21 protein-coding genes are annotated in these 19376 nt (G+C 65.8%); 5 read left to right on the top strand and 16 right to left on the bottom strand.

Annotation, left to right across the window (positions count from 1 at the left end; translation table 11 throughout):
• Positions 1-13: 13 nt before the first annotated feature.
• Complete coding sequence (recJ, locus tag ACIGJB_RS05715; RefSeq protein WP_483731778.1) at positions 14-1711, top strand: single-stranded-DNA-specific exonuclease RecJ; 1698 nt, start codon at positions 14-16, stop codon at positions 1709-1711.
• Positions 1712-1722: 11 nt separating this feature from the next.
• Here recJ and ACIGJB_RS05710 read toward each other — a convergent pair whose 3' ends face one another.
• Positions 1723-2445: a peptidoglycan DD-metalloendopeptidase family protein gene (locus ACIGJB_RS05710; RefSeq protein ID WP_483731777.1), complete on the bottom strand. Its 723-nt coding sequence runs from the start codon at positions 2443-2445 to the stop codon at positions 1723-1725.
• Positions 2446-2648: 203 nt separating this feature from the next.
• On the opposite strand from ACIGJB_RS05710, the gene prfB reads away from it, so the two are divergent.
• The 4 genes from prfB (at position 2649) to ACIGJB_RS05690 (ending at position 7428) form a co-directional block, all read left to right on the top strand.
• Positions 2649-3753 (top strand): peptide chain release factor 2 gene (gene prfB / locus ACIGJB_RS05705; protein WP_483731776.1). Its coding sequence is split into 2 segments (ribosomal slippage): positions 2649-2729 and positions 2731-3753, totalling 1104 coding nucleotides; the frame shifts between segments, so codons are not numbered across the junction.
• Positions 3754-3846: 93 nt separating this feature from the next.
• On the top strand, positions 3847-4602 hold the full coding sequence (locus ACIGJB_RS05700) for an SDR family oxidoreductase (RefSeq protein WP_483731775.1): 756 nt from the start codon (positions 3847-3849) through the stop codon (positions 4600-4602).
• A 51-nt stretch (positions 4603-4653) separates the two neighbouring features.
• Positions 4654-6195 (top strand): lysine--tRNA ligase, encoded by a 1542-nt coding sequence (lysS, locus tag ACIGJB_RS05695; protein WP_483731774.1) that lies wholly within the window; start codon positions 4654-4656, stop codon positions 6193-6195.
• A 207-nt stretch (positions 6196-6402) separates the two neighbouring features.
• The gene (locus tag ACIGJB_RS05690) at positions 6403-7428 is read left to right on the top strand and encodes a hypothetical protein (RefSeq protein WP_483731773.1); all 1026 of its coding nucleotides are present in this window, start codon (positions 6403-6405) and stop codon (positions 7426-7428) included.
• 32 nt (positions 7429-7460) lie between these two features.
• Here ACIGJB_RS05690 and iscX read toward each other — a convergent pair whose 3' ends face one another.
• The 15 genes from iscX to uvrB form a co-directional block, all read right to left on the bottom strand.
• A complete protein-coding gene (gene iscX, locus ACIGJB_RS05685; RefSeq protein ID WP_224078270.1) occupies positions 7461-7655 on the bottom strand; it encodes a Fe-S cluster assembly protein IscX in 195 nt (64 codons plus the stop codon).
• Positions 7656-7670: 15 nt separating this feature from the next.
• A complete protein-coding gene (gene fdx / locus ACIGJB_RS05680; protein ID WP_483731772.1) occupies positions 7671-8009 on the bottom strand; it encodes an ISC system 2Fe-2S type ferredoxin in 339 nt (112 codons plus the stop codon).
• Positions 8010-8052: 43 nt separating this feature from the next.
• Positions 8053-9918 carry a Fe-S protein assembly chaperone HscA gene (gene hscA / locus ACIGJB_RS05675; protein ID WP_483731771.1) on the bottom strand — a complete coding sequence of 622 codons (1866 nt, stop codon included), beginning with the start codon at positions 9916-9918 and terminating at the stop codon, positions 8053-8055.
• A 97-nt stretch (positions 9919-10015) separates the two neighbouring features.
• On the bottom strand, positions 10016-10534 hold the full coding sequence (hscB, locus tag ACIGJB_RS05670; RefSeq protein ID WP_483731770.1) for a Fe-S protein assembly co-chaperone HscB: 519 nt from the start codon (positions 10532-10534) through the stop codon (positions 10016-10018).
• Positions 10535-10585: 51 nt separating this feature from the next.
• A complete protein-coding gene (locus ACIGJB_RS05665; RefSeq protein ID WP_483731769.1) occupies positions 10586-10828 on the bottom strand; it encodes a DUF3565 domain-containing protein in 243 nt (80 codons plus the stop codon).
• 22 nt (positions 10829-10850) lie between these two features.
• Positions 10851-11171, bottom strand: a complete 321-nt coding sequence (gene iscA, locus ACIGJB_RS05660) for an iron-sulfur cluster assembly protein IscA (protein WP_483711010.1) — start codon at positions 11169-11171, stop codon at positions 10851-10853.
• A 37-nt stretch (positions 11172-11208) separates the two neighbouring features.
• Complete coding sequence (gene iscU, locus ACIGJB_RS05655; protein WP_483711009.1) at positions 11209-11610, bottom strand: Fe-S cluster assembly scaffold IscU; 402 nt, start codon at positions 11608-11610, stop codon at positions 11209-11211.
• Positions 11611-11661: 51 nt separating this feature from the next.
• Entirely contained in the window at positions 11662-12885 is a 1224-nt protein-coding gene (locus ACIGJB_RS05650) for an IscS subfamily cysteine desulfurase (RefSeq protein ID WP_483732261.1), read from the bottom strand.
• A 61-nt stretch (positions 12886-12946) separates the two neighbouring features.
• Entirely contained in the window at positions 12947-13507 is a 561-nt protein-coding gene (gene iscR, locus ACIGJB_RS05645) for a Fe-S cluster assembly transcriptional regulator IscR (protein WP_483731768.1), read from the bottom strand.
• Positions 13508-13600: 93 nt separating this feature from the next.
• Positions 13601-15718: a site-specific recombinase gene (locus ACIGJB_RS05640; protein WP_483731767.1), complete on the bottom strand. Its 2118-nt coding sequence runs from the start codon at positions 15716-15718 to the stop codon at positions 13601-13603.
• Positions 15719-15757: 39 nt separating this feature from the next.
• Entirely contained in the window at positions 15758-16249 is a 492-nt protein-coding gene (locus ACIGJB_RS05635) for a low molecular weight protein-tyrosine-phosphatase (protein ID WP_483731766.1), read from the bottom strand.
• A gap of 133 nt (positions 16250-16382) precedes the next feature.
• Complete coding sequence (locus ACIGJB_RS05630; protein WP_483711005.1) at positions 16383-16622, bottom strand: hypothetical protein; 240 nt, start codon at positions 16620-16622, stop codon at positions 16383-16385.
• A gap of 50 nt (positions 16623-16672) precedes the next feature.
• Complete coding sequence (locus tag ACIGJB_RS05625; protein WP_483711004.1) at positions 16673-16894, bottom strand: hypothetical protein; 222 nt, start codon at positions 16892-16894, stop codon at positions 16673-16675.
• Positions 16895-16911: 17 nt separating this feature from the next.
• Positions 16912-17211, bottom strand: a complete 300-nt coding sequence (locus ACIGJB_RS05620) for a putative quinol monooxygenase (RefSeq protein WP_483731765.1) — start codon at positions 17209-17211, stop codon at positions 16912-16914.
• A gap of 72 nt (positions 17212-17283) precedes the next feature.
• Complete coding sequence (gene uvrB, locus ACIGJB_RS05615) at positions 17284-19371, bottom strand: excinuclease ABC subunit UvrB (protein WP_483731764.1); 2088 nt, start codon at positions 19369-19371, stop codon at positions 17284-17286.
• Positions 19372-19376 lie beyond the last annotated feature (5 nt).

The raw sequence follows: 19376 nt of genomic DNA, 5'->3' as shown, positions 1-19376 counted from the left end.
AAGCAGATCGCCCATGACCCGGATTGCCATCCGCCCCTACTCCACCGAGCATGCCAGCACCCTGGCGGCCGCCGGCCTGCACCCGACCCTGGCCCGCATCCTGTCCGCGCGCGGCGTGGCCCAGGCTTCCGAACTTTCTACCGAACTGCCGGAACTGCTGCCGCCCACGGCCATGAAGGGCATCGGCCATGCCGCCGAATACCTGGCCGACGCCATTGCGGCGCAAAAGCGCCTGTTGATCGTGGCCGACTATGACTGCGATGGCGCGACGGCCTGCGCCGTCGGTGTGCGCGGGCTGCGCATGCTCGGCGCGCGCGTCGAATTCATCGTGCCCAACCGCTTCGAGTACGGCTATGGGCTGACGCCGGAGATCGTGGCACTGGCCGCGAAGCAGCAGCCGGACGTGATCGTGACGGTCGACAACGGCATTGCCAGCGTCGACGGCGTGGCGGCCGCCAACGCGCTGGGCATCGACGTGGTGGTGACCGACCACCATCTTCCCGGTGCGGAGTTGCCCGACGCCGCGGTCATCGTCAACCCGAACCAGCCGGGTTGTGAATTCCCGAGCAAGAACCTGGCGGGCGTGGGCGTGATGTTCTACGTGCTGCTGGCGCTGCGCGCCGAACTGCGCAAGCGCGGCGTCTACACGCAGCAAACCCAGCCGCCGCTGCAAACGCTGCTGGACCTGGTGGCGCTGGGCACGGTGGCCGACGTGGTCAAGCTCGACGCCAACAATCGCATCCTGGTCGCACAGGGCCTGAAGCGGATGCGTGCCGGCCGCATGCAGCCGGGCGTGGCGGCGCTGTTCCGTGCCGCCGGCCGCGAAGCCATGCGGGCCAACACCTTCGACCTTGGCTTTGGCGTGGGTCCGCGGCTGAATGCCGCTGGCCGCCTGGCCGACATGTCGCTCGGCATCGAATGCCTGCTGACCGACGATGCCAACCGCGCGTGGGAGATCGCCCAGGAGCTGGACAGCATGAACCGCGAGCGGCGCGACATCGAAGCCGGCATGCAGCAGGAAGCCCTGCAGATCCTGGAGCAGCCGCTGGCCGGCCTCGATCCGTCGGCGCGCTTTACCGTGAGCGTGTTCAACGACACCTGGCACCAGGGCGTGATCGGCATCGTCGCCTCGCGGCTGAAGGACAGGTTCCATCGTCCGACCATCACCTTCGCGCCGGGCGACGAGGCCACGGTCAAGGGCTCGGGCCGCTCGATCCCCGGCTTCCACCTGCGCGATGCGCTCGACCTGGTCTCCAAGCGCTGCCCGGGCCTGATGATCAAGTTCGGCGGCCACGCCATGGCGGCCGGCCTCACCGTGCGCGCCGAGCGCTTCGCCGAGTTCCAGGACGCCTTCGAGGCGGTCGGCCGCGAATGGCTGACGGACGACCAGCTCGCGCGCGTGATCGAAACCGACGGCGATATCGAGGAACAGTGCTTCAGCCCCGAGTTCGTTAGGCTGCTCGAACAGCAGGTCTGGGGTCAGGGCTTTCCGGCCCCAACCTTCTGCGGCGAGTTCGACGTGCTGCGCCAGAGCGTACTCAAGGGCAAGCACCTCAAGCTGCAGCTCGGGCGCGGCCGGCAGCGCTTCGACGCGATCTGGTTCAACCACGCCGACGAGCTCGGCGCCAGCGCGCAAGTGGCCTACCGGCTCGACAACAACACCTTCAACGGCACCACGCGCGTACAACTCGTGATCGAGCACGCGCAGTAACCTGCGCCGCGCTAGCCGCGCGCCGGCAGGTAGTTGGCCGGATCGACCGGCTTGCCGTTGCCGCGCACCTCGAAGTGCAGCTCGCTGCCGCTGCCGCCCATGCTGCCGACGTCCTGGCCGGCGGTGACGCGCGCGCCTTCGCTGACCAGCGGCTTGTCGAGATTGCCGTACACGGTCAGCCAGTCGTCGTTGTGCTTGACGATCACCAGCATGCCGTAGCCGCGCAGATTGCCGACGTGGATGGCCCAGCCCGATGCGGCAGCCTTTACCGTGCCGCCGGGCGGCACCGCGATGGTCAGGCCCTTGCTGGCGGGCGGCGAGAACCGAGACGTGACCTTGCCGTCGGACGGCCATTGCAGCCGGATGGCGCTGGCCGGTGCCTTCGATTGCCCGCCGGTGTCCGCGCGCGGCGTATCCGTCACAGTTTGCGGTGGCGTGCCGCCCGAAGAAGAAGCGGTCGTACCAGATCCCGGCGGCTTGACGCGGATCAGCTGGCCCACTTCGATGCGATCGGCGCTGGGCAGGTTGTTCCAGCGCACCAGGTCGCGCACGGTGCGGCGCTGCTTGCGGGCGATGGAATACAGCGTGTCGCCGCTCTCTACGCGGTAAAAGCCTTCGGGCGCGGGTTCCGAGGACATCGTGCCGCAACCGGCGGCCAGCGCGGTGCAAGCCGCTGCGATCATCCATCCGAGCATCCGGCGTCGGCCGGCGGTTTCGTGTCTTGTTGGCGTCATTCGTCCCTGTTGAGTTGGTCTTCGGGGGGCGGCTGGCGAAGCCTGGAGCGGCTCTATTATCGCCGCCTGTGCGGCACGGCCCGCCGGGTAGACCATCGGCAGGGGCTTCCGTTCGCGGCGCAAAGGGCCGCCAGCGCCCCTCGCGGCACCGGAATACGCCCCGATTCCGCTATAATTCGAGGTTTTCGAAGCGCAGGATCATCATGGAAGCAGAACGCCTCAACGCCATCTCCGGTGCCATCTCCGATCTCCGTTCCCGGACGGAAGATCTACGGGGGTATCTTTGACTACGATGTCAAAGTAGGAAGGCTGGAAGAAGTCAACGGCTTGCTGGAAGACCCGGACGTCTGGAACAACCCCAAGCGCGCCCAGGATCTCGGCAAGGAAAAGAAAGCCATCGAGGGCGTCGTAAGCGTCCTCGGCAAGCTCACGGACGACCTGACCGGTGCCGATGAGCTGTTCGAACTCGCCAAGGAAGAAGGCGACGACGAAACGCTGGAATCGATCGAGACCGACGTCAAGGGCTTCGAGGAAATCGTGGCTGGCATGGAATTCCGCCGCATGTTCGCGGGCGAAATGGACCAGGCCAACGCGTTTATCGACATCCAGGCCGGCGCCGGCGGCACCGAAGCGTGCGACTGGGCGTCGATGCTGCTGCGCCAGTACCTGAAGTACTGCGAGCGCAAGGGCTTCAAGGCCGAGGTGCTCGAAGAGTCCGAAGGCGACGTGGCCGGCATCAAGAGCGCGACGATCAAGATCGAGGGCGAATACGCCTTTGGCTACCTGCGTACGGAAACCGGCGTGCACCGCCTGGTGCGCAAGTCGCCGTTCGATTCGTCGGGCGGGCGCCATACCTCGTTCTCGTCGGTGTTCGTGTATCCGGAAGTCGACGACTCGTTCGAGGTCGAGGTCAATCCGGCCGACCTGCGCGTGGATACCTATCGCGCGTCGGGCGCCGGCGGCCAGCACATCAACAAGACCGATTCGGCCGTGCGGATCACGCACATCCCGACCGGCATCGTGGTGCAGTGCCAGAACGACCGTTCGCAGCACCGCAACCGTGCCGAGGCCATGTCGATGCTGAAGTCCCGCCTGTACGAGCACGAAATGCGCAAGCGCCAGGCCGAGGCCGACAAGCTCGAAGCCGGCAAGACCGACGTGGGCTGGGGCCACCAGATCCGCTCCTACGTGCTGGACCAGAGCCGCATCAAGGATCTGCGCACCAACGTGGAAATGTCCAACACCCAGAAGGTGCTGGACGGCGACCTGGACCCGTTCATCGAGGCCAGCCTCAAGCAGGGACTGTAAGGCCGCTGCCATGCCCGCCTCGCGGGCATGGCGCCGGACCGCATCCGCCAACCATGCACCGCCCGCCGCGGGCGGCGCTCCGAACGGGGCACCATGAGCGAAGCAGACCACCTCTACATCATCACCGGCGCCTCGCGCGGGCTCGGCGCGGCACTGACCAATGCGCTGCTCGTGCCGGGCAACCGCCTGGTATGCGTGGCACGCAGCCGCAACCTGGAACTCGAGCGCGTTGCCACCATGAGCGGCGTGCCGGTGGCCTGGCACCTGCAGGACCTGTCGCAGCCGGCGTCGGCCGCCGGCTGGCTGTCCAGCGTGCTGGAGAGCCAGGATCCGCCGGCCAGCGCCACGCTGATCCTCAATGCCGGCGTGGTCGAACCGATCGGCCCCGTGTCGCGGCTGCAGGAAAGCACCCTGCTGCCGCACCTGCTGACCAACCTGGCCTCGCCGATGATCATGACCGGCGCGTTCCTGGAACGCACCGAGAAGTTCGACTGCCCGCGCAAGGTGCTCGCCATCTCGTCCGGCGCGGCACGCCGCCCCGTCGAGGGCTGGAGCGCTTATTGCGCCGGCAAGGCCGGGCTCGACATGTTCATCCGCTCGGTCAACGCCGAGTACGCCGGCACCCCGGCACCGCGCACGGTTCGTGCCGTGGCGCTGGCGCCGGGCGTGGTCGACACCGGCATGCAGGACACCATCCGCAATGCCGACTTTGCCCAGGTGCAACGCTTCCGCGACCTGAAGGCGAACCAGCAGCTTGCCTCCGCCGAAGACACCGCCGGCCGCATCCTTGCTTACCTGCATCGCCCGGATTTCGGCAGCACCGAGCTGGACGACCTGCGCAATTACTGAAGCCATACTGAATCCGCGCGCGGCACGCCGCGCGCGCCCCGACAAGACATCATGACCGAACCCACCCGCGCCCCGGGCGCACCGACCGCAGAAGCACCGGCCGCCGACGAAAACAAGATCATCGCGGAGCGGCGCGAGAAACTGGCGGCCCTGCGCGAGCAAGGCGTGGCCTTCCCGAACGATTTCCGTCCGACGCACCAGGCCGCCGCGCTGCACACCCAGTACGGCGAGACCGACCAACCCGCGCTGGAAGCCGCGCCGGTCGAAGTGGCCATCGCCGGCCGCATGATGCTCAAGCGCGTGATGGGCAAGGCCAGCTTCGCCACCGTGCAGGACGGCAGCGGCCAGATCCAGTTCTACATCACGCGCGACAAGGTCGGCGAAGACGTCTACGCCGCCTTCAAGCACTGGGACCTCGGCGACATCATCAGCGCGCGCGGCGTGCTGTTCCGCACCAACAAGGGCGAACTGTCGGTGCAGGTGCAGGAGCTGCGGCTGCTGTCCAAGTCGCTGCGCCCGCTGCCGGACAAGTTCCACGGCCTGGCCGACCAGGAGATGAAGTACCGCCAGCGCTATGTGGACCTGATCGTCTCGCCGGAAACCCGCAACACCTTCCGCGCACGCACCAACGCGATGTCGTCGCTGCGCCGCCACATGGCCGACGCCGGCTTCATGGAAGTGGAAACGCCGATGCTGCACCCGATCCCGGGCGGCGCCGCGGCCAAGCCGTTCATCACGCACCACAACGCGCTGGACATGCAGATGTTCCTGCGCATAGCGCCCGAGCTGTACCTGAAGCGCCTGATCGTCGGCGGCTTCGAGCGCGTGTTCGAGATCAACCGCAACTTCCGCAACGAAGGGGTGAGCCCGCGCCACAACCCCGAGTTCACCATGATGGAGTTCTACGCGGCCTACACGGATTACCGCTGGCTGATGGACTTCACCGAGAACCTGATCCGCCAGGCCGCCATCGACGCCAGCGGCACCGCGGTGCTGAACTACCAGGGCCGCGAACTCGACCTGTCCAAGCCGTTCCATCGCCTGACCATCTGCCAGGCCATCCAGAAGTTCGCGCCGCAATACACCGACGCGCAGCTGGCCGATGTCGAGTTTCTGCGCACCGAACTGAAGAAGTTCGGCGTCAACACCAGCGCGCCGCAATTCCTCAACGCCGGCATCGGCACGCTGCAACTGGTGTTGTTCGAGGAAACCGCGGAAAGCCAGCTGTGGGAGCCGACCTTCATCATCGACTACCCGGTGGAAGTGTCGCCGCTGGCGCGCGCCTCGGACACGGTGCCGGGCATCACGGAGCGGTTCGAGCTGTTCATCACGGGCCGCGAGATTGCCAACGGCTTCTCGGAGCTGAACGATGCCGAAGACCAGGCCGACCGCTTCCGCAAGCAGGTCGAGCAGAAGGACGCCGGCGATGAAGAGGCGATGTACTACGACGCGGACTATATCCGCGCGCTGGAATACGGCATGCCTCCGACGGGCGGCTGCGGCATCGGCATCGACCGCCTGGTGATGCTGCTGACCGATAGCCCGAACATCCGCGACGTCATCCTGTTCCCGCACCTGCGGCGCGAGGACTGAGCACTGTCAGTACGGATGCAGTTCTGGCCAGTGAAGCCCCGCCTCTTTGGCGGGGTTTTTCTTTGGCGTGCGGGACGGTCCAAAGGTGTGTGGAGGGCATGATCACCGGAATATTCCGAAACAAAGAGGCCCTGCGGCTGCTCGGCAACCGTTTCTGCACTTTGCTATGCTTTCTAAGCGCCCCCCGGCACATCGGAACCCCCAAAGATGCAATGCGCCAACCGCAGGACCCTCCGGATCTGGCAACGCGTCACGCCCCTGGCTGGCGGCCTTCTGCTCGCCATGTTCCAGCACGCGGCGCATGGGCAGGAACTCGTGCTGCTGGGAGGCGTTCACACCAACCCGCCGATCCACACCGACGACGACCGCAGCGGCGTCTATGCCTACAGCTACCAGCAGAACCTCACGGACCGCTGGTATGCGACTTACACCTACCTGAATGAAGGGCACGTCAGCGGCCACCATCGCGACGGACATGCGGCCCAGCTTTGGTGGCGCTGGCTGACGCCCGGCCGCCAGTTCGCGTTCTCAGCCGGTGCCGGACCTTACCTGTATTTCGACACAGCCGATGAACAGCCCGACGGCAGCTACAGCAATCATCATGGCCTCGGGCTGCTGGCCAGCGCGGCGGCTACCTGGTATGTGAGCGGCGGCCCCTGGATGGTGCAGGCGCGATACAACCGCGCGCAAACCTGGTCGAGTTTCAATTCCAACACGGTGCTGCTGGGCGTGGGCTACCAGCTCGACCACGGGCGACGCGACGGCCCCTTTGTCGCGGGCACGCGCACGGGCACCCTAACCGGTGATGAACTGACGGTCTTGCTAGGCGGTAGCATCGTCAACAGCTTTGCTTCGGAAACCGGATTCGCCGCGGCCGTGGAGTATCGGCACGGGTTCTGGCGCGGCATCGAAGGCACGCTCAGCTATCTGGCGGAGGGGAGTTCCGAGCAAGTCCAGCGCCGCGGCGTGGCGGCGCAAGCGTGGCTGAGCGGCGGCTTCTATGGGGACCAGCTCACCCTGGGCATCGGCGCTGGCCCGTACTACGCGACCACGCTGCAGGTCCGCGGGCCAGGCGCGGACAGCTCGCCTTCCCGCTGGGCCGGGCTGCTGACGCTGTCGGCCAGCTACCGGCTCAGCCAGCACTGGCTTGGCCGGCTGTCATGGAATCGCGTCATGACGGGCTACGACCGCGACGCCGATATCTTCGTGGCAGGCGTCGGGTATCGTTTCTGAGGGCGGCGCGATGGACCGGCCTCAGAAGCCACTCAGTTGGCTTCCTCGATCCACGCCGCCTGGATCGCTTCGAGGATCTTCTCGCCCGAGCGCTCGGGCAGGTCGCTGAAGCCGTCCAGTTCCAGCACCCATTTGCGCAGATCCGTGAAGCGGATCGTTACCGGATCCACGTCGGGAAACTTGTCATACAGGGCCGCGGCGATATCGTAGGTGTCGGTCCACTTCATGGGGTTCTCCGGGCCTCAGTGGCCTTCCTTCGCGTGGTTGATGGTGTACTTCGGGATCTCGACGGTCAGGTCTTCATCGGCGACGATGGCCTGGCATGACAGGCGCGAGTTGGGCTCCAGGCCCCAGGCCTTGTCGAGCAGGTCTTCTTCCTTCTCCTCGGCCTCGTCGAGCGAGTCGAAGCCCTCGCGCACGATCACGTGGCAGGTCGTGCAGGCGCACGACTTCTCGCAGGCGTGTTCGATGTCGATGTCGTTGGCCAGCAGCGCGTCGCAGACGCTGGTGCCGGTCTCGGCTTCGATCACCGCCCCTTCCGGGCAGTATTCGGCGTGGGGCAAAACGATGATCTGTGGCATGTCGTGTCCTGGTATGGATGCTTGGCGATGCGAGGGCCGGTGATCAGCCGAGTTCCTGCACCTTGCGCCCGGCCAGCGCGCTCTTGATCGAGCGGTCCATGCGCCGGGCAGCGAATTCGTCGGTGCCGCGCGACAGTGTCTCGACCGCGGCCTTGATGGCGTGGTGATCCTCGCCGGTGGCAATGTCGCGCACCGAGGCAATCAGCGCCTCGACCGCGGTACGTTCGTCGGCCGACAGCAGGTCGCCGTCGGTCTGCAGCGCGCGCGTGGTGGCTTCGACCAGGCGGTCGGCCTCGACGCGTTCCTCGGCCAGCGCACGGCTCTTCATGTCGTGCTCCGCTTCGCGGAAGCCTTCCTGCAGCATGCGCGCAATGTCGTCGTCGGCCAGGCCATACGACGGCTTCACGGTCACCGACGACTCCACGCCCGAATGCGTTTCACGCGCGGTGACCGACAGCAGGCCATCCGCGTCGACCTGGTAGGTCACGCGGATGCGCGCCGCACCGGCCACCATCGGCGGGATGCCGCGCAGCTCGAAGCGCGCCAGCGAACGGCAGTCGCTGGCCAACTCGCGCTCGCCCTGCAGCACGTGGATCGCCATGGCGGTCTGGCCGTCCTTGAAGGTGGTGAATTCCTGCGCGCGCGCCACCGGGATGGTGCTGTTGCGCGGAATGATCTTCTCCACGAGACCGCCCATGGTTTCCACGCCGAGCGACAGCGGAATCACATCCAGCAGCAGCCAGTCCTCGCCCGGCGCATGGTTGCCCGCCAGCAGGTTGGCCTGCATGGCGGCGCCGAGCGCGACGACGCGGTCCGGATCGAGATTGGTCAGCGGCGGCTGGCCAAAGAAGTCGCCCACCGCCTTGCGGATGGCCGGCATGCGCGTGGCGCCGCCAACCAGCACGACGCCCTGGACCTCGTCCGGCGCCACGCCCGCATCGCGCAGCGACTTGCGCACCGGCGCCAGCGTCTTCTGCACGAGGTGCGCGGTAATGGTGTCGAAGACCTCGTCGGTCAGCATCAGATGCACGATCTCGCCGGAATCGAGTACAGCGTCGATCACCGTGCTGTCGCCTTCCGACAGGGCTTCCTTGGCCGCGCGCGCGCGCACCATCAGCAGGCGCGTGTCCTGCGCCGACAGCGGCTGCAGGCCGGCCTGCTCGACAATCCAGCACAGCAGGCGCTGGTCGAAATCGTCGCCGCCCAGCGCGGAATCGCCGCCGGTCGACAGGACTTCGAACACGCCCTTGGTCAGTTTCAGGATCGAGATATCGAAGGTGCCGCCGCCGAGGTCATAGACCGCGTAGATGCCCTCGGACGCGTTGTCCAGGCCGTAGGCGATCGCCGCCGCGGTGGGCTCGTTCAGCAGGCGCAGCACTTCCAGTCCGGCCAGGCGCGCGGCGTCCTTGGTAGCCTGGCGCTGGGCTTCGTCGAAGTAGGCCGGCACGGTGATGACGGCGCCGACCAGGTCGTCGCCGAGCGAATCCTCGGCGCGCTGGCGCAGCGTCGCCAGGATCTCGGCCGAGACTTCCACGGGGCTCTTCACGCCGGCGACGGTCTTGATCTGCACCATGCCGGGCGCATCGACGAAATCGTAGGGGCTATGCTCGTTGTGGGCTACGTCCTTCAGGCCGCGGCCCATGAAGCGCTTGACCGAAACGATTGTGTTCTTCGGGTCGCGTACCGCTTCGTCCTGCGCACGGTAGCCGATATGCGTCGTGCGGTCCGCCAGGTAGCGCACCACCGAAGGCAGCAGCGCGCGACCGCGATCGTCGGCCAGGACTTCGGGGATGCTGTTGCGCACCGCCGCCACCAGCGAGTTGGTGGTGCCAAGGTCGATGCCGACGGCCAGCCGGCGTTGATGGGGCGCCGGCGACATGCCGGGTTCGGAAATCTGGAGCAGTGCCATGATGTTTCTTCGCTTTCTCGTGCGCGAGGTTGAGCGCCGCGCAGGCGGCTTTCGCGACGGGCGCCATTGTCACATGGCCCCGCCAAACGTGCCGGGACTACTCTTCCAGCCGGTCGATCGCTTCGCTGGTGTCGTGTTCGATCTTCTCGATGAACATCAGCTGCCGTACCGCCGCGCCGGCGGCCTCGTTGTCGCCGGCGTCCAGCAGCGCGCCAAGCGCCGCGTGCCGCTCGCGCTTTTCCTTGCGCAGCGCGCGCAGCAGGCCATCCAGGCGTTCGATGCCACGGGACTCGACGGCGTCCTGCAAGTCCTCGCGCCATTCCATCTGCTGCATCAGGAACGCGGGCGACATGGCGGTGTTGTTCTCCGCCTGCACGTCCACGCCGCGCAGTCCCAGCAGGTAGATCGCGCGCTTGAGCGGCTGGCGCAGCGTGCGGTAGGCCTCGTTGGCATGCGCGGCCCACTGCATCGCCACGCGCCGCTCGGCCTCGCCGGCGTTGGCGAAGCGGTCCGGATGCGCCTGCGACTGCACGGTCCGGTATGCGGCATCCAGCGCCGCCTCATCCACGCCGAACTGCACCGGCAAGCCGAACAGCGCAAAAAAATCGTCTTTCAACAGCTTCCCCAACAAAAAGGAGCGGTCGCGCCGCCCCCTTGTGCATTCACGTCAACCGCCGCGCGTACGTCCCTGTTCAGTTGCACGGGCCCAATCGGCGGGTGGTTCGTTGCGATCGCATTTCAGGCAGTTCACGGTTGCGCCAAGCCGGGCCGCCCTGCCCTGCTCCGTGGTCGTCCACGGCCGCAGTTGCCAGGGCGGGTTGTGGCGCATGTGCTGCCCGTGCCCGCAATCGAGTTCGGCGACCCAGTCGCCTTCCTCGTCCCGGTGGAAGCCGACGATGCAGCGTTCCATCCGGCCCCGTCCGCGCCGGCGCTCAAACCGTGAAGGACTCGCCGCAGCCGCACTCGTCCTTCACGTTCGGGTTGTTGAAGCGGAAACCTTCGTTCAACCCTTCGCGCGCGTAGTCGAGTTCGGTGCCGTCGATGTACGGCAGGCTCTTGGCGTCGACAATGATCTTGAGGCCATGGGTCTCGAACACCTGGTCTTCAGGGTGCAGCTCGTCCACGTATTCAAGCTTGTACGCCAGGCCCGAGCAGCCCGTGGTCTTCACGCCAAGGCGCAGGCCCACGCCCTTGCCGCGGCGTTCCAGGTAACGGGCCACGTGCCTGGCGGCCTTCTCGGTCATCGTGATCATCGTTGCGTCTTCCTTCTGCGTTCGGAACTCAAGCCACTCAGGCGGCCTTCTGGTCGGCGCCCGGGTGCTTCTTCTTGTAGTCCTCGACGGCGGCCTTGATCGCGTCCTCGGCCAGGATCGAGCAGTGGATCTTCACCGGCGGCAGCGCCAGTTCTTCGGCGATTTGCGTGTTCTTGATCTCCAGCGCCTGGTCGACGGTCTTGCCCTTGACCCACTCGGTCACGAGCGAGGACGAGGCAATGGCCGAGCCGCAGCCATAGGTCTTGAACTTGGCGTCTTCGATCACGCCCGATTCGTTCACCTTGATCTGGAGCTTCATCACGTCGCCGCAAGCCGGAGCGCCGACCATGCCGGTACCCACGGTGTCGTCGCCCTTATCGAAGGAACCGACGTTGCGGGGGTTTTCATAGTGGTCAAGAACCTTGGTGCTGTATGACATTTTGCTTACCTCGTGCTTAATCTTTTATGGGGTCGTGCTGGCGGGCGGCGCTCAGTGCGCGGCCCACTGGATCGAATTCAGGTCGACGCCGTCCTTGAACATTTCCCACAGCGGCGACAGGTCGCGCAGCTTGCCGATCTTGTTCTTGAGCAGTTCGACGGTGAAGTCGATTTCCTGCTCGGTGGTGAAGCGGCCCACCGTGAAGCGGATCGAGCTGTGCGCGAGTTCGTCGTTGCGGCCCAGCGCGCGCAGCACGTACGAGGGCTCCAGCGAGGCCGAGGTGCAGGCCGAGCCCGACGACACGGCAATTTCCTTGATCGCCATGATCAGCGACTCGCCTTCGACGAAGTTGAAGCTGACGTTCAGGTTGTGCGGCACGCGATGTTCGAGGCTGCCGTTCAGGTAGACCTCTTCCATCCCCTTCAGGCCGTTCCACAGGCGGTCGCGCAGCATGCGGATACGCTCGTTCTCGGTCGCCATTTCTTCGCGGGCGATGCGGAAGGCTTCGCCCATGCCGACGATCTGGTGCGTGGCCAGCGTGCCCGAGCGCATGCCGCGCTCATGGCCGCCGCCGTGCATCTGCGCTTCGATGCGCACGCGCGGCTTGCGGCGCACGTACAGCGCGCCGATGCCCTTCGGGCCGTAGGTCTTGTGGGCCGAGAACGACATCAGGTCGCACTTCAGCGTGCTCAGGTCGATCTGCACCTTGCCGGTCGCCTGCGCGGCGTCGCAATGGAAGATGATGCCCTTCTCGCGGCAGATCGCGCCGATCTGCTCGACGTCCTGGATCACGCCGATCTCGTTGTTCACCAGCATCACCGACACCAGGATCGTGTCCGGGCGCAGCGCCTGCTTGAACACTTCGATGTCGACCAGGCCGTCGTCCTTCACGTCGAGGTAGGTCACCTCGAAGCCCTGGCGCTCCAGTTCGCGCGTGGTGTCCAGCACGGCCTTGTGCTCGGTCTTCACCGTAATGAGGTGCTTGCCCTTGCCTGAATAGAAATTCGCGGCGCCCTTGATCGCCAGGTTGTTCGACTCTGTCGCCCCGGAGGTCCACACGATTTCACGCGGATCGGCGCCGACCAGCGCGGCCACCTGTTCACGCGCCTCTTCCACCGCACGCTCCGCATCCCAGCCATAGGCGTGGCTGCGCGACGCGGGATTGCCGAACTGCTCGCGCAGGTACGGAATCATCTTGTCCGCCACGCGCGGGTCCACCGGTGTCGTGGCCGAGTAATCCATGTAGATGGGGAAATGTGGGGTGCTCATCGTTATGACTGCCTTTTATTCAGGGGGACCGCTGATATTTCGCTTCGCTGCTTGCCTGCCGGGCGCTTCAGGACTGCGCCAGGCTGAAAACCGAATTCACCACCCGGGCGCGGACCGGCTTCTCTGCCGCCTTGTCCGACTTGCCGCGCGCGGCGGGTGCTGCCTGCTGCACGGCGGCGTCTTCACGCATGTCGTGCAGGACAGCCGGCTGCTTGGCGCGCTGCTGGTCCACGAGGTTCTTGAGGGATACGGAGTCGAGGTATTCGACCATCTTCTGGTTCAGCGTCGCCCACAGTTCATGGGTCATGCAACGCCCGGAGCCGTCATCTCCGTTACAATTGCCCTTTCCACCGCACTGGGTGGCATCGAGCGGCTCGTCCACGGCGATGATGATGTCCGCCACGGTGACGTCTTCCGCCTTGCGCGCGAGGCTGTAGCCACCGCCCGGGCCGCGCACGCTTTCGACGATCTCATGCCGGCGCAGTTTGCCGAACAGCTGTTCCAGGTAGGACAGCGAGATCTTTTGCCGCTGGCTGATGCCCGCGAGCGTGACGGGTCCCTGGTCCTGGCGCATGGCCAGGTCGATCATCGCAGTGACCGCAAAGCGGCCTTTGGTGGTCAGTCTCATGATGCAGGGCTAATTGCAGGGCTAATACTTGATCGTTTCCGTCAAGTATAAAGGTACCCGACTAATTCAGTCAACTACCCCTACGGCACTGCATCATGCCCCGCGGCCTCCGGCGACCGGCTCAGCGCCTGCCATCCGGGGCGGCACGATCAGCGACATCGGGTGCTGCAGGATGCGGCGCCGCACGGCCGCGCTGAGGTCAGCCCGATCCATCCGCTTCAGGTGGCGTGACCGCAGCGCCATATTGAAGGCCAGCGCGAAGCTCACCGCCACGTTCAGCACGCCCATCAGCGCGATGCCTGCGACCGCGAGCCATAGTGAGGGCAGCCGCAGCGCATCAAGGCCCAGCACGCCTAGCGCGGTGCCCACCGACCCCGTTGAAAGCGTCACGTGACGCACTTCCATATGGGGGCCGAAGAAGCTCAGGATTTCCGGGCCCAGCCCCAGCAGCAAACCCAGCGACACATTGGCGCTGATGCCTGACATATTGCGCTTCCAGAAATCCGCGAACCGCTGCGCTCCGCGCTCGCCCAGCACATAGCGCAAGCGGCGGTTATAGGCCATGACGTCGTGCACCTTGTGCAGCGCGAACCAGTTATCGGCCCAGCCCGCGATCAGGCTCGACAGCCACAGCAGCACGCCCGTAAATACCGCATAAATGGGGGTCGGCCCCAGGATCGAGAACGATTCGATGGTGGCAATGGCCTTTGCCGGCGTGATCAGGTTGGCGCCGAGGATCTTGTTGGCCAGCCACTGGATCGCCAGCGCGACGGGAAACACCACCGCCAGATTGCCGAAGATCGCGGCCGCATTGGACCGGATCATCGCGATCGTATCGTCGACGAATATCTCGCGCCCTTCCGGCCGCCCGGCTGCATCGAGCCGGTGCGCCAGCGCGGGCCCGGTCATGGCGGGTTGCTTCGTGGCCAGCGTGAAATGCGCGAAATGGATGACGAGGAAGCTGCCCGCGTAATTGAGCGAGGCGAGCAACCCTTCGATGAACTTGTCCAGGTGCAGGCCGTAGATCAGGAACTTCAGGTACACGGTGGCAACGGTGATCAGCCCGCCACCGGCCGCCGCGCGCATGAGTTCGCCATATTCCTTGCGGTCGCGCGTGATGTAGTGCTCGCCGGTCTCGGCCGAGCGCTCCACCACGCGGCGCGCCAGTTGCGCGAATGACGCGCCGGCCAGGTCGGACACGCTGCGGCGTGCCTGCGTGGAGCGGATCAGTTCCGCCACCAGGTGCGCATGCATGCCGGGACGCCACGGCTCGACCCATGTCGCGAGAAGCAACTCGATACGTGCGAGCTGGACCTTCATGCGCTCGATCTGGAACACGACCTCGACCGAAACTCCGTTCTCTTCCAGATCCGCATAGACCTGGAGCGCGGCGGCGTGGCAACCGTCCAGCAGCGCACGGAAGTAGTTCAGGCGCTGGCCGAAGGCCTCGTCCGCATGGGTCAGTCCAGGCTCGCACAATGCCTGGATGGCGCTGTCGAGCGGGTAGAACGGCGTGTCTTCCACCCTGCCGCGCAGCCGCGAGCGCACCGACTGGCTCAGGCCGGTGGCACGAACCTGGCTGACCAGCACGGCGATGCTGGTGAACAGCATGCTTTCGAGCGCTGCCCAGTAGCGGGCCATCGCCTGCGCGCCCGCATCGGCGTGCTCGTCATCAACCAGGTCCGCGCGTAGCACGCGCGCCAGTCGGGCGAGCAGTTCGTCATCCAGGGATTCGACCCAATCGGCATCGTGCTGCCCGACAAACAGCAGCGCAAACAGCGCCGCCATATCGCTGTGGTTGGGCGGCGGCGGCAGGAAGCGCGCCTGCAGGCGGTGGACCATCTCGCTGACGAAGCCCGGATGGGAAGCCACGCCCGTGTCGCAGAACAGTGCCGTGGGATCGTTGTCGCGCACGATGCTGCGCACCGTAGCACCGAACCGTTCGGCCCAGCTGGAATGCCGCTCGAGCACCTGCAGCAGGTAGCGCATGCGCACATGTTCGCGAAAGCTGCCGGTGCCGCGCCCGGGGCCTTCGCCGCCATCGATCTCCACGCCTGCCATGCCGTCGCGACGGATCCAGAAGCCCAGTTCGATCAGCCATCGGTTGCGGTCCGCCAGCGGCGCATCCGGATCCGCAGCCGTCAGGATGGCGTCGAGTTGAAGGCTGGCATTGCGCGACTCGCGCCATTTCCGGAACAGGGTTCGCAGCATGAATTCTCACAGGGATGGCGGGACGGCGCGCGCCGCATGTCAGGCAGTCTCGCCGCGCAGACGTTGGCGCAGCATGTCGACGATGCCGTCGCAGGCATCTTCGACGTAGTCGAGCACGCGCTCGAAACCGTCGCCTTCGCCGTAGTATGGGTCCGGCACTTCGTCAGCGTCGTGACGGGTCGCAAAGCTCATCAGCAGCCGCAATTGCTGCGCATTGGCCTGCGGGCATAACGCGGACAGGCGTTCGAGATTGTCGTGGTCCATGGCCAGCACCAGGTCGAAACGCGAGAAATCCGGCAAACCGACCTTGCGGGCCCGCAGCGCCGAGAGATCATAGCCGCGCCGCTGCGCGTGACGCTGGGTGCGCAGGTCCGGCGCGCGGCCCAGGTGGTACTCATGGGTGCCGGCCGAATCGAGTTCGACCAGGTCCGCAAGCCCTGCCGCGGCGAGTTTGGCGCGCAAGACGCCTTCCGCCGTGGGCGAACGGCAGATATTGCCCATGCAGCACATCAGGATGGCGAATTTCTTCATGGCTTTCTGCCTCGGAATGGGCGAAGCGCCGCGCACGCAGCACCAGCCGGCGCCAAGCACCGGCTCGTCGTACCACATGGAGGCCTTGACTGCGAAGGGCGCGATTTTAGCGCCACCGGCCAGCGGCAGGCCGCTAGAGCCGTTTGGCCAGCCGCTCTCCGTGCGCAAAGCCGGCGATTTCCGCGGCTTCGGCAGACTTGTAGTGGTCGGTGATCAGGGATTTTTCGACCAGCGTCGACGCGGCGCGGATATTGCAGCCGGCACGACAGGCGCGGACGGTGTATTCCCACTCGCTTTGCGAGCGCAGCCGTACCTGGACCTGCACTTCATGGGTTTCGTAGACCTTCTTCTTCCATTCGCCGATTTCGGCCATAACGGTCTCCAGGAATGAATGGGCGTGCCGGCGGGCTGCGTCGTGCAGGGCTAGTTGACCTCGCCGGCGTCGATGGCGCGCATGGCGGCGGCTTCGGCCATGGCGACCGCGGCTTCGGGCGTCGGCGCCTTGCCGGCCAGCGCCTCGAAAGTCGGGCCCGAAGGCTCGCCGAAGGCGTCGGCAATCCTCAACTGCGCGGCAAAGCCGCCACCCGCTTCGGGAACCGCGCTCGCGACCACCGTATAGCCACCATATTCGAACTGCCGCTCCATGTCGGACTCCAGCGCGTTCACGGCAGCTTGGCTGCCAGGACTTCGATCTTCTGAATCGGGGGCGCACCAACGAACAGTTCCGGCGCCCTGGCGATCAGCGCTGCCGCCACCTTGCCGGCCAGATGCGCATCGCGCGAAGCCTCGTCGGGAAAGGCATCGAAGATGCCAAACCGCGATGGCCCCAGCCGCAGCGCGAACCAGGCCGTGGTGCCAGCCTCCTGCTCGACCACCGGCAAGCCGTCTTTCAGGAACTGCTCCACTTCGGCTTCCTTCCCGGGCACGGCTTCGAGCGGCACCCACAGTGCTAGCTTGACCATGGCGCATCTCCTGATCTGGCAAGACGCTTTTCACTATAGGCCAGCACGCAGCCCTGTCGCGCCGCGAAAGCGCTACACCGGCGGCTGCAGCGCCTCGTCGCCGCTGGCGCCGAACAGCTGCGCCTTGAGCTTGGCGAGCTGGTCGCGCACCTGCGCCGCCTTTTCGAATTCGAGATTCTTGGCGTGATCCATCATGAGCTTTTCAAGGCGCTTGATTTCCTTGGAAACCTGCTTCTCGCTCATGTCCTCGTAGCGCGCACGCTCCTGCGCCGCCTGCAGTTCGGCCTTGACTTCGCCGGCATCGTAGACGCCGTCGATGATGTCCTTGATCCGCTTGACCACGCCGCGCGGCGTAATGCCGTTGGCCTCGTTGAAGGCCATCTGCTTGGCGCGGCGGCGCTCCGTTTCATCGATGGCGCGCCGCATCGAATCCGTCATGCGATCGGCGTACAGGATCGCCGTGCCGTTCACGTTTCGGGCCGCGCGGCCAATGGTCTGGATCAGCGAACGCTCGGCGCGCAGGAAACCTTCCTTGTCCGCGTCGAGGATGGCCACCAGCGACACCTCCGGGATATCCAGCCCTTCGCGCAGCAGGTTGATGCCCACCAGCACGTCAAACGTGCCAAGGCGCAGGTCGCGGATGATTTCCACGCGCTCCACGGTGTCGATGTCCGAGTGCAGGTAACGCACCTTGACGCCGTTTTCCGACATGAACTCGGTCAGCTGCTCGGCCATGCGCTTGGTTAGCGTGGTCACCAGCACGCGCTCGCCGGCCTCCACGCGCAGGCGAATCTCGGACAGCAGGTCATCCACCTGCGTCCCGGCCGGGCGCACGATGATGGTCGGGTCGACCAGCCCGGTGGGGCGCACCACCTGCTCCACCACCTGCCCCGCATGCTCTTGCTCGAACTGGGCCGGCGTGGCGGAAACGAACATGACCTGCCGCATCTTGCGCTCGAACTCGCCAAACTTGAGCGGCCGGTTGTCCAGCGCCGAGGGCAGCCGGAAGCCATACTCGACCAGCGTGGTCTTGCGCGCGCGGTCGCCGTTGTACATGCCGTTGAGCTGGCCGATCAGCACGTGGGATTCATCGAGGAACATCAGCGCGTCCGGCGGCAGGTAGTCGACCAGCGTCGGCGGCGGATCGCCGGGCTTCGCGCCCGACAGGTGGCGCGAGTAGTTCTCGATGCCTTTGCAGAACCCCAGCTCGGACAGCATCTCAAGGTCGAAGCGCGTGCGCTGCTCCAGCCGCTGGGCCTCGACGAGCTTGCCTTCCTTCTGGAAGAACTCGAGCCGCTCGCGCAACTCGGCCTTGATATCTTCGATCGCGCGCAATACGGTTTCGCGCGGTGTCACGTAGTGGCTGGACGGGTAGACGGTGAAACGCGGGATCTTCTGGCGCACGCGGCCGGTCAGCGGGTCGAAGAACTGCAGCGACTCGACTTCGTCGTCGAACATCTCCAGCCTGACCGCCATCTCGGCGTGTTCGGCCGGGAAGATGTCGATGGTATCGCCACGCACCCGGAAGGTGCCGCGCTGGAAATCGGTCTCGTTGCGCGTGTATTGCATGGCGATCAGCCGCGCGATCACGTCGCGCTGGCTGACCTTGTCCCCGGCGCGCAGCGTCAGGATCATCTGGTGGTATTCGCTCGGGTTGCCGATACCGTAGATGGCCGACACCGTCGCGACGATCACCGTGTCGCGGCGCTCCAGCAGGCTCTTGGTGGCCGACAGGCGCATCTGCTCGATGTGCTCGTTGATCGACGAATCCTTCTCGATGAACAGGTCGCGCTGCGGGACGTAGGCCTCGGGCTGGTAGTAGTCGTAGTAGCTGACGAAATACTCGACGGCGTTGCGCGGGAAGAACTCTCGGAACTCGGAATACAACTGCGCCGCCAGCGTCTTGTTGGGCGCAAACACAATGGCCGGGCGGCCCATGCGGGCGATGACGTTGGCCATGGTGTAGGTCTTGCCCGAACCGGTCACCCCAAGCAGCGTCTGGAACGACAGGCCGTCTTCCACGCCCTCCACCAGTTGCCGGATCGCCTCGGGCTGGTCGCCGGCCGGCGGGAACGGCTGGTAGAGCTGGAACGGCGAGCCCGGAAAAGTAACGATTTTGTCTTCGTCCAGGGCCGGCGCGACTTCGGCAAGGTTTGACATAGGCG

It is taken from the genome of Cupriavidus sp. C2SS-8b, assembly GCF_057073745.1.
This window is presented reverse-complemented; position numbering and strand designations above follow the sequence as displayed.

What these genes read in the sequence shown, in the direction of transcription:
- fdx (WP_483731772.1), bottom strand. Translation starts at nt 8,009, where the DNA reads ATGCCACAGATCATCGTTTTGCCCCACGCCGAATACTGCCCGGAAGGG.
- ACIGJB_RS05700 (WP_483731775.1), top strand. Translation starts at nt 3,847, where the DNA reads ATGAGCGAAGCAGACCACCTCTACATCATCACCGGCGCCTCGCGCGGG.
- ACIGJB_RS05635 (WP_483731766.1), bottom strand. Translation starts at nt 16,249, where the DNA reads ATGAAGAAATTCGCCATCCTGATGTGCTGCATGGGCAATATCTGCCGT.
- iscX (WP_224078270.1), bottom strand. Translation starts at nt 7,655, where the DNA reads ATGAAGTGGACCGACACCTACGATATCGCCGCGGCCCTGTATGACAAG.
- ACIGJB_RS05690 (WP_483731773.1), top strand. Translation starts at nt 6,403, where the DNA reads ATGCAATGCGCCAACCGCAGGACCCTCCGGATCTGGCAACGCGTCACG.
- ACIGJB_RS05630 (WP_483711005.1), bottom strand. Translation starts at nt 16,622, where the DNA reads ATGGCCGAAATCGGCGAATGGAAGAAGAAGGTCTACGAAACCCATGAA.
- iscR (WP_483731768.1), bottom strand. Translation starts at nt 13,507, where the DNA reads ATGAGACTGACCACCAAAGGCCGCTTTGCGGTCACTGCGATGATCGAC.
- lysS (WP_483731774.1), top strand. Translation starts at nt 4,654, where the DNA reads ATGACCGAACCCACCCGCGCCCCGGGCGCACCGACCGCAGAAGCACCG.
- ACIGJB_RS05710 (WP_483731777.1), bottom strand. Translation starts at nt 2,445, where the DNA reads ATGACGCCAACAAGACACGAAACCGCCGGCCGACGCCGGATGCTCGGA.
- ACIGJB_RS05620 (WP_483731765.1), bottom strand. Translation starts at nt 17,211, where the DNA reads ATGGTCAAGCTAGCACTGTGGGTGCCGCTCGAAGCCGTGCCCGGGAAG.
- iscU (WP_483711009.1), bottom strand. Translation starts at nt 11,610, where the DNA reads ATGTCATACAGCACCAAGGTTCTTGACCACTATGAAAACCCCCGCAAC.
- iscA (WP_483711010.1), bottom strand. Translation starts at nt 11,171, where the DNA reads ATGATCACGATGACCGAGAAGGCCGCCAGGCACGTGGCCCGTTACCTG.
- ACIGJB_RS05665 (WP_483731769.1), bottom strand. Translation starts at nt 10,828, where the DNA reads ATGGAACGCTGCATCGTCGGCTTCCACCGGGACGAGGAAGGCGACTGG.
- ACIGJB_RS05625 (WP_483711004.1), bottom strand. Translation starts at nt 16,894, where the DNA reads ATGGAGCGGCAGTTCGAATATGGTGGCTATACGGTGGTCGCGAGCGCG.
- uvrB (WP_483731764.1), bottom strand. Translation starts at nt 19,371, where the DNA reads ATGTCAAACCTTGCCGAAGTCGCGCCGGCCCTGGACGAAGACAAAATC.
- recJ (WP_483731778.1), top strand. Translation starts at nt 14, where the DNA reads ATGACCCGGATTGCCATCCGCCCCTACTCCACCGAGCATGCCAGCACC.
- hscA (WP_483731771.1), bottom strand. Translation starts at nt 9,918, where the DNA reads ATGGCACTGCTCCAGATTTCCGAACCCGGCATGTCGCCGGCGCCCCAT.
- ACIGJB_RS05640 (WP_483731767.1), bottom strand. Translation starts at nt 15,718, where the DNA reads ATGCTGCGAACCCTGTTCCGGAAATGGCGCGAGTCGCGCAATGCCAGC.